We start from the raw sequence: 8,405 nt of genomic DNA on the forward strand, positions 1-8,405 counted from the left end.
TTTTTAACTGTTCAAAATATTAAACAGTTAAAAAAATGAACATTAGGCAGAATCGGGACTAGGCTTCGTCCTCTTCTTCCTCATCCAGACCTTCTTCGTCTTCCTCTTCTACTTCCGGCACATAGGCCAAAATCTCTCTACCGATATTATTGATTTCTTCATCGAACTCAAATAAAGGAAGGGCTGTTTCTTCATCCAATTTCAACCACTGAAGGTCAGTATCTTTTTGAATATGGGCATATTCTTTCCCTTCTTTAAAAATTACATAGGTATCATTTCCTTCTGGAAAAACCGCGTAACTCACATCTCCTATTTCAATATCAAAAGGCTCTTGCATAATTTTTATTCTAATTTATTGATCTGATCACTGCGACTAGCGTAAGGTGGAGTAGTTGAAAAACTGCAACCTCCCTGTGCCCATCACTTCTATTGTTTTTGTTTCTTCTGTCCCATTCGATGCTTTTAAATTCAGCGAAATGGTATTTTTCCCTTTTTGTAAAGGAATACGTGCATAACTGATGGTAGCCGGTAAAGACTGCCAGTTTCTGGTATCTGCTTTCTCAGAAAGTAGGCTATACAATTGAACGCCAAAACCAAGGCCTTCCAGTAAAGTGTTGTCTTTCCCATTCTTTCCAGTTCCTTTCGAGCTTTCCTTCAATACATATTCCGCACTCTTTTTCACCGCGAGACGGGTTAAAAGCTTAGTCATTTCCTTTAGAAAACGTTGCTGTAAGGTTTTATATGCCAATTCGTTAATATCTTCTGCTTGCTGAAAGCCGAAGATTGTCTTTCCATCTGTTAAGGTTGCAGTACTAAAAAATGGAGGCCTACTCACATATTTCGGATAAGTAGCCCTTAAACTCTGGATGGCATTGACGTTAAAATTCTCTCCGCTGCCATAACCATCACCGAAAGGAATGATGATTGTTCCGCCAACATTGGTAAAGAACAAATTGCCATCTTCCCCTTTTACCAAGGAGAAGAAAAACTCTTCCTGTGCTTTTACTGGTGCAAGTCCATTTTCCCAAAAGAAAACCAGCTCGCCACCTTCCGGTGCCTTTTCTGGTGTGTATTTGAGGTGGAAAAGCTCCTCAAAGCGGTTTAATTCCGCGGTAAAACCCATTGCCGCAGCCGTTCTCAGAACATCCTGTTTCAGCGTTTCCGGCATTGGTGTTCCATAATAAGTCTGATCTTTGCTGCTCAGATAAACCTCCGCCGCATTACGATAAGCGATAAAAGCGTTGTTCATATCACCATCATACTCATAAATCAAGCCCTGGAGCATTAAAGAAAATGCATCTTTCGCATAGCGGTTGTCCTTATTATTGAACTTATCACCTTGTTCCTGCGACTGTAATCCGATACGTCGGGCCTCCACAATTGCATCTTCCGGCTTAGCCAGATACACATAATTCAAAGCCTTATAATAATGGATCATGAACTTCTCAAAGTCTTCTCCTTTATACACCTGGTTCATTGGGTTCAGCAAAGTCCCAACCACAGCATCCATGGTGCCTCCCAGTCCATTTTCCAACAGCTGATCAGCCTCATTGAAGTAGCGGTTGCTATTTTCATAGTCTCCCATCAGATGAGTGGTTTTCCCTTTTTCCAGGAGAAAAAGCAATTTATTCCTCGGCTTTTGCAGAAGTTTGTTCTTTTCCAATTCCTTCATTGCCGCGGTATAATTCCCGCTAGCCACTTGCTTATAATATGGCGTAATCATCTCATTATAGCTGGAACAGCTAAAAAGAAAGAGCATCAACCCGATAAGGAGTGATGCTCTAAAAGTATAATTTTTGATATTAACCATGTTACATTTAGCCTGTTAAGCCAGACTAATTTTTAACGTATTTAGTGATTTTCTTATCGCCTATCCACACCACTTCATTGGTCTGAATATTGGTCAATTCAAGATTCACCTGGTAGTAAACCACCTTTTGTCTTTTGTGCGAATCAACAATAGAATTGATTGAACCCTGAAGGATGTAATCTGCACCATTTTCCAATCCGAATTTCTTCATCGTAGATACGGAAGCATTATCCTGCTGATCTGCTTTTTCGGCACGCAGCTCTTCTCTCTTTTTACCACCCTGAACCAATCTTACACGTCCACTCTGGATAAAAGCCTGCTCTACATCTTTCACGAAAGTCTCGGCATCAATGTGCTCATGACTCTTGTTAGTCACCACGCCTACGACAACTACTGGTTTCTTGCCCCCTTTAGCTTCTAAAAACTCCGGCAACCATTTACTTCCCAAAATGCTTTGAGTCATCTCCTGGGCAACTAACCGGGAGTCTGTATTGTTCCAATTACCGCTGATATCGATCGTTTGATCAGGATTTACACGTGTAACTTGTCTGGAGCAAGAACTGATCATGATTCCAGAAGCAGCAATCGCCACTAAGGTTATTATCTTTTTGAATTGCATATAATTAAAAAATAAATGTGCTATTGTTGTAGGTTACCAGCGGCCCCAATGTCTGTTAAAGCCAATATTAAAGCCTCCATTACGTCCATAATGACCATATCCCAGACCTAAAGAATAGCCAAATCTAGGATAATAATTAAACGATGGGTAATAATACCCACCACTATAATCGTAAGGACTATACCAGTCGCTATTGTTTCTTTCTCGACGCAACTGGCGACGCTCTTCTCTGGCAGTATACCAATCGTAAGCTTTATAAGTGTTTTGAACCGTACTCCCCTGCGTTAAATTCAGAGAATCAGCAAGGCCCATATATCTGGCGCGGCTTTCCAGATACCTAGGATTTTGGTCATGAACGAGTCCTGTTTTTTGCGCATAACTCATGGTAGAATAAACAAAACTGCTGATGCAGGTTAAGATAAATATCAAATTTCGTTTCATCTTTTTATGTTTTTATCTGAATGAAGAATATGTCAACATTTATGCCAATCATGTGGCTATACAAAGGTAATCATGGTACCGTTTTGAACGGCCATTTCAACGTTAAAAAATGTTAATTTTAAGGGTTTAATCCGCTTTCAACTGTTTTATAAAGTCGACAAACTTCTTATTCCCATAATCCGCAGCGCCAACTTCATGATAAGAAATACGGCCATGCTTATCCAAGACTACTGTTGTAGGCAATGAACCTGCAAACAGCTGCTGAGGAATGCGACTTGCTACCGCATAAACCGGCATCTGGTACCCTTTTCTATCCATATATTTCTTTGCTTTTGGAAAATCGCTATCTGCATCCACCATAATGAAAACTACACCCTCATCAGATTTAAATTGCTCATATAGTTTATTTACCGATGGCATTTCTGCTAAACAAGGAGGACACCAGGTTGCCCAGAAGTTAAGGAAGATCACTTTTCCTTTTAAATCCCCTAAATCCACTGTTTTTCCAGCAGCATCTTTGAACTTTATTCCCTCCAAATTTACGCTCTGCTCGGTTTCCGTAGCCTTTCTATGCTCAATGCTAGTGTCTGGTGCAAACAAACCTACTTTCATCAGTCCTTGAATCATCAACGCTTTTGCCGATGGCACAAAAAGAACCACCAAGATCAGCACACCCAACAGCCCATTGATCACATTACTCTTATTGAAGATCTTTCTCATTTAGATAAAGCTTTAATTGAAATTATCCCAAATTAGAGAAATTAATCTATTTTGTATAGAATATGCCTCAACCTTTACTAACTTATGATAAAAAAAACTCTTCCAGGATTACTGTTACTCAGCGTAGCTTTGTCCTGTACAAACAAAGCGCAGAAAATGGAACCCTATAAATGGCCAAATGCTACTCCACCGGTAGCGGAAGTTAAACCTCATATCAGAACAATTCATGGTGATACGGTGGTAGACAATTATTATTGGATGATTGACTATTTTAAAAAAGGTAAAGACAGTACTGAAGTAGTCGATTACCTCAGCGCAGAAAACAAATACCTGGATACCATGATGTCTGGAACGAAACAACTCCAGGCAGATCTTTTTAAAGAGTTGAAAGGTCGAATTAAGGAAAAAGATGAGTCAGTTCCGGTCTTTAAAAATGGTTATTTCTATTATACCAGAAGTGAAGAAGGCAAACAATATTATAAATACTGCAGGAAAAAAGGAAGCCTGGAAGCCAAAGAGGAGATCTTACTCGATGTAGATCAATTGGCAGAAGGTCTCCCGTATTATTCCGCTACTGGTTTTGCAATTAGCCCGGACAATAAAATGTTGGCTTTCGGCGTAGATAAAGTCTCCAGACGCCAATATGTGATCCATGTGAAAAACCTGGAAACCGGAGAAGTGTTTAAGGATGCCATTCCAAATACACAAGGTGATGCCACCTGGGCTGCAGACAATAAAACTATTTTCTATACGGCAAAAAACCCGGAAACCCTACTGAGTGAAAAGATAAAAAAACACCTGTTGAATACAGATGCTAAACTGGATGAGACGGTCTATGAAGAAAAAGATAAGTCCAATTATATAGGTGTAGGCAAGTCAAAATCCGGGAAGTATATTTTCATTTATTCACAAGCTACATTATCCAATGAGATGAGAATATTGGATGCGGATAAACCGAATGAGGCATTCAAGGTTTTCCAGCCAAGGATAAAAGAGGTATTGTATGATGTCATTCCATTAGATGATAAATTCTTAATTCTGACCAACTGGGAGGCGAAAAACTTCCGTCTGATGGAATGTCCATTGGATAAACCCGGTAGAGAAAACTGGAAAGAAGTGATACCACATCGCAAAGATGTTTTACTGGAAGGAGTGGATGAGTTTAAGACGCATATCGTGGTTACTGAACGTAAAAATGGGTTGACCGCTTTAGAGGTTCGCCCGCTAAAAGGTACGGCCTATCACATTGCTTTTGAAGAGCCAACTTATATGGCACAAGTAGGTGCAAACCCGGATTATCAAAGTAACAAGCTTCGTTATATCTATTCTTCACTAACTACACCAACTTCTACTTTTGATTATAACACAGACACGAAGACACAGCAGCTAATGAAACAGCAGGAAGTAGTGGGTGGTTATGATAAAACAGATTATGTTTCGGAACGCCTTTATGCGAAAGCTAAAGATGGCACCAAGGTTCCCATTTCTCTGGTTTATAAAAAAGGATTGAACAAGGATGGCAATGCTCCTTTGTTGTTGTATGCTTATGGCTCTTATGGCGCCAGTATGGATGCCACTTTCAATAGCAGCAGATTAAGTTTGCTGGATAGGGGTTTTGTATACGCCATTGCACACATTCGTGGAGGTCAGGAAATGGGCCGACAATGGTATGAGGATGGTAAATTGATGAAAAAGAAAAACACTTTTACCGATTTCATTGATTGCGGGCAATACCTGATTGATCAGAAGTTTACCAGCAAAGGTCATCTATATGCGCAAGGCGGTAGTGCAGGGGGCTTATTAATGGGTGCAGTAATCAACATGGCACCGGATATGTGGCATGGGATTATTGCCCAGGTTCCATTTGTTGACGTGATCAACACGATGTTGGATGAAAGTATTCCGCTAACCACCAATGAGTTTGATGAATGGGGAAATCCGAAACAAAAAGCCGCTTACGATTACATGAAAAGCTATTCTCCTTATGAAAACATTGAGAAAAAAGCTTACCCGAATATGTTGGTCACCACTGGCCTCCATGACAGTCAGGTACAGTATTTTGAGCCTGCTAAATGGGTGGCGAAACTCCGGGCGACCAAAACAGATAAGAATGTACTCCTGCTAAAAACAGATATGGACTTTGGTCATGGGGGAGCATCCGGCAGATTCGATTACTTAAAAGATATTGCGCTAAATTATTCGTTCTTATTTGCCCTGGAAGGGATCAATAAATAAATCGCTAAAAACAAAGGCCGTTTCTACTGTTTAACTCGAATTTCCCCATAAAGCGCTAGCTTTAGGAAACATTCAAGAGCAAGGGAAACGGCCTTTTAGTATGATTATTCTTTTCCTGCGATTTTCCAGGAACTTTAAGCTTGCGGTTATTTCTTTGCCTTCAATAGTTCTTTTAACTCCGCAACCGCCTTTTTCAATTCTTCTACTTCAGATTTCAGGCTTTTCAATTCCCTTTGCTGAATTGCAATTTCCTCATCATGTTCCTGCCATCCTTTCAATAAAGGAACAGTCATCGATTGATAATTTAAAGAAAGGGTTTTCTTTGGGTCACTATCAACTTTTACCAAAGAAGGGAAGAACTCCTGCACATTTTGTGCAATAAACCCGATCTGGTGCAGATCCATATCACGACGGTCGTATGATACCGCATGGAGCCTCCTCAACTGTTCTGAAACCGGAGGAAGTGTGACAATATTCTTCTTCAAGCGGATATCAGAATTAGCCGTTACATCACCGGAAGCCTTAATATCACCGTTCACGATCACCTGCCCCGTTACCGTTAATTCGGAATTCACATCCAGCGTAGTAAACTTTCCCTGTGCAGGGGTAGAATTACCAATCAGCGTACCATCAATTGCTCCTTTTGTGATTTCCACTGCATCTTTATTCTGAATGGCAAGCGTACCCAATCCTAAGTTTACTCTTGCTTCCTCAGCTGTTGCTGCTCCCGTTCCACCTTTCTCGAGGGTAAGGATCCCGGTATTACCACCGCCATCATTACCACCACCCATCTGACTTTCTACCCAATTGCTATTGGCTAATCCGCCTTTTAACTGGAAGAATTTTTCTTCCTGGATGGAATAAACCAACATTCCTACCGACCTTCTCGCAGGAGTAATCTCATCTCTTTCTTTATTGCTGGCTACCGAGCGGAAACCTCCTTTTCCATAGATATCGCTATGGGTAGAATATTTATCCGTCAGGTCATTCGGTTCTAGGGCACCAATCACTTTCACTTGCCCGACAGCCGAAAATGAGGCCAGACACAGGAGTCCGCAAAATGTATAAATCGCTTTCATTGGGATATAGTTTTCAAATCTTTTCTTTGCTTTTTCAAAATTCTTCATTGCTGTTCTAAATATGGAATGATGCTTATTGAATGGTAAAAGTTAAAGGCGCTGCAGTATTGTCTCTTTGCACATAAATCACATAATCTATGACTCCGCCCAGGGCATTCCTAAAGGACCTGGTTGTCCTTTCAAAAGCACCGGTAGAATCCAGAATGCCCACTACGATTTTAGATCCACCCCAACTTGAAGGGTAGGCAATCACTAGCTTTTGACGCCCTGAAGGACTTGCTGCTTTATTAGAAACTGCCGCTCCGCTACCAAATTCGTTATGGGCCAGCGACAAGATTTGTGCATCAGTTGGCACAAAGCTCTCCCCATCCTCTCCACCGGTAGCAAAGCCATAATAGCGCTTCCATTGGAAGTTTAAAGCGGCCGTTGCTTCAGCTGTTTTGTTATCGGCTGTTTTTACTGTCAGCTTAAATGACTTGGATTGATTGGCGGTTCCAGCCACACTAACCGATACATTTACCGTTCCTGTAACGGTTCCACCCGGAGTTGGAGAAGCACTAAAAACTTCCTGTCCTTCCACAATAATACTGGTGATTTCTGCCGTTTCTTTTGCTCTTCCTGCAGTCCAGTTCAGGACAACGGGAGTATTACCTGCCGGGCCCATTTCTTTGGTACCGGATGGGTTACTCGTTAAACTGGCTGAAGGTCCTAAAGATGGATAAAACACCGCTTCAATCCATTTAGCAAGATCATTAGTTCCAGGATTTACATCCTTATAAAAGTCACCGGTAATTGGTCTGTTTCCGTTAAACGCGCCAACACTACCACCGCCACCACCTAATGTTGCTTTATCCACCCAGGTTACCGTACCATCTGCGCCACTGACCATCACCTGATCTGCGGCATCAGATTTTATATGCGCTACTGTAATTGCTTTTTCCGCTATCGAAGGATTCGGATAAGTTCCTGTCAAAGCACCTCCGGCAGCGCCGTTAGGACTTCCCTGTAACAAAAGCGCTGGCCATGTAGCATCTTCTTTCTTCGGACCAAAAAGTGTTTGATCTGTCGTATTCACATAGAAATCTCCCGTTTTCCCTGTTGCTGCCATGGGTAAGCCAGCACCATAAATCAGGTTATTCCCCGCAGCCCCCGCTCCAGCAGAAAACAACACCCAATTGGCATTATTCTCCAGTTCAACTGGCACATCTGCACAAATCAATTGATAGGTTTTTGTTTTCCCGGTACCATCATCCATAACGGTACACAGCATCCCCGGCTGCCGCCTTAAAGGGCTCAGCTTATCCCGATCTGCTAGGGTTGCCACCTGATGATGTCCACCCTTCGCGTCATTGGTGTAAATGATCACTGATCCCGGAACCGGAATCAGTGGATTGCCTACAAATTGTGCCGCTCCCTGTTTCGGGGCAAAAAGCACAAAACCCATTGCAACCATCGCACATCTGATCCAATAATCTCTTCGTTTTTGTTTGATTTGCATATC

At 41.6% G+C, this 8,405-nt stretch carries 8 protein-coding genes; 1 reads left to right on the forward strand and 7 read right to left on the reverse strand.

Annotated elements, in window-relative coordinates; genetic code table 11:
- Positions 1 to 58 precede the first annotated feature (58 nt).
- From GM920_RS14500 to GM920_RS14520, 5 genes are all read right to left on the reverse strand, one after another.
- A complete protein-coding gene (locus GM920_RS14500) occupies positions 59 to 337 on the reverse strand; it encodes a hypothetical protein (protein ID WP_182958662.1) in 279 nt (92 codons plus the stop codon).
- Between the two features lie 36 nt (positions 338 to 373).
- Entirely contained in the window at positions 374 to 1,810 is a 1,437-nt protein-coding gene (locus GM920_RS14505; protein WP_182958665.1) for a COG3014 family protein, read from the reverse strand.
- A 25-nt stretch (positions 1,811 to 1,835) separates the two neighbouring features.
- Positions 1,836 to 2,429, reverse strand: coding sequence for a penicillin-binding protein activator LpoB (locus GM920_RS14510; protein WP_182958668.1), 594 nt, complete (start codon positions 2,427 to 2,429; stop codon positions 1,836 to 1,838).
- Positions 2,430 to 2,462: 33 nt separating this feature from the next.
- A complete protein-coding gene (locus GM920_RS14515) occupies positions 2,463 to 2,870 on the reverse strand; it encodes a hypothetical protein (protein WP_182958670.1) in 408 nt (135 codons plus the stop codon).
- A 126-nt stretch (positions 2,871 to 2,996) separates the two neighbouring features.
- Complete coding sequence (locus GM920_RS14520; protein WP_182958673.1) at positions 2,997 to 3,590, reverse strand: TlpA family protein disulfide reductase; 594 nt, start codon at positions 3,588 to 3,590, stop codon at positions 2,997 to 2,999.
- Positions 3,591 to 3,674: 84 nt separating this feature from the next.
- Here GM920_RS14520 and GM920_RS14525 point away from each other — a divergent pair, with 84 nt between their 5' ends.
- The gene (locus GM920_RS14525; RefSeq protein ID WP_182958676.1) at positions 3,675 to 5,825 is read left to right on the forward strand and encodes a S9 family peptidase; all 2,151 of its coding nucleotides are present in this window, start codon (positions 3,675 to 3,677) and stop codon (positions 5,823 to 5,825) included.
- A 146-nt stretch (positions 5,826 to 5,971) separates the two neighbouring features.
- Here the strand turns inward: GM920_RS14525 and GM920_RS14530 are convergent, their stop codons facing one another.
- Together GM920_RS14530 and GM920_RS14535 are read right to left on the reverse strand one after the other, a co-directional pair.
- A complete protein-coding gene (locus tag GM920_RS14530; protein WP_182958678.1) occupies positions 5,972 to 6,952 on the reverse strand; it encodes a tail fiber domain-containing protein in 981 nt (326 codons plus the stop codon).
- 25 nt (positions 6,953 to 6,977) lie between these two features.
- Positions 6,978 to 8,402: a hypothetical protein gene (locus tag GM920_RS14535; RefSeq protein ID WP_182958681.1), complete on the reverse strand. Its 1,425-nt coding sequence runs from the start codon at positions 8,400 to 8,402 to the stop codon at positions 6,978 to 6,980.
- Positions 8,403 to 8,405 lie beyond the last annotated feature (3 nt).

The organism is Pedobacter gandavensis (assembly GCF_014172405.1).
GTDB lineage: Bacteria > Bacteroidota > Bacteroidia > Sphingobacteriales > Sphingobacteriaceae > Pedobacter > Pedobacter gandavensis.

What these genes read in the sequence shown, in the direction of transcription:
- GM920_RS14500 (WP_182958662.1), bottom strand. Translation starts at nt 337, where the DNA reads ATGCAAGAGCCTTTTGATATTGAAATAGGAGATGTGAGTTACGCGGTT.
- GM920_RS14505 (WP_182958665.1), bottom strand. Translation starts at nt 1,810, where the DNA reads ATGGTTAATATCAAAAATTATACTTTTAGAGCATCACTCCTTATCGGG.
- GM920_RS14510 (WP_182958668.1), bottom strand. Translation starts at nt 2,429, where the DNA reads ATGCAATTCAAAAAGATAATAACCTTAGTGGCGATTGCTGCTTCTGGA.
- GM920_RS14515 (WP_182958670.1), bottom strand. Translation starts at nt 2,870, where the DNA reads ATGAAACGAAATTTGATATTTATCTTAACCTGCATCAGCAGTTTTGTT.
- GM920_RS14520 (WP_182958673.1), bottom strand. Translation starts at nt 3,590, where the DNA reads ATGAGAAAGATCTTCAATAAGAGTAATGTGATCAATGGGCTGTTGGGT.
- GM920_RS14525 (WP_182958676.1), top strand. Translation starts at nt 3,675, where the DNA reads ATGATAAAAAAAACTCTTCCAGGATTACTGTTACTCAGCGTAGCTTTG.
- GM920_RS14530 (WP_182958678.1), bottom strand. Translation starts at nt 6,952, where the DNA reads ATGAAGAATTTTGAAAAAGCAAAGAAAAGATTTGAAAACTATATCCCA.
- GM920_RS14535 (WP_182958681.1), bottom strand. Translation starts at nt 8,402, where the DNA reads ATGCAAATCAAACAAAAACGAAGAGATTATTGGATCAGATGTGCGATG.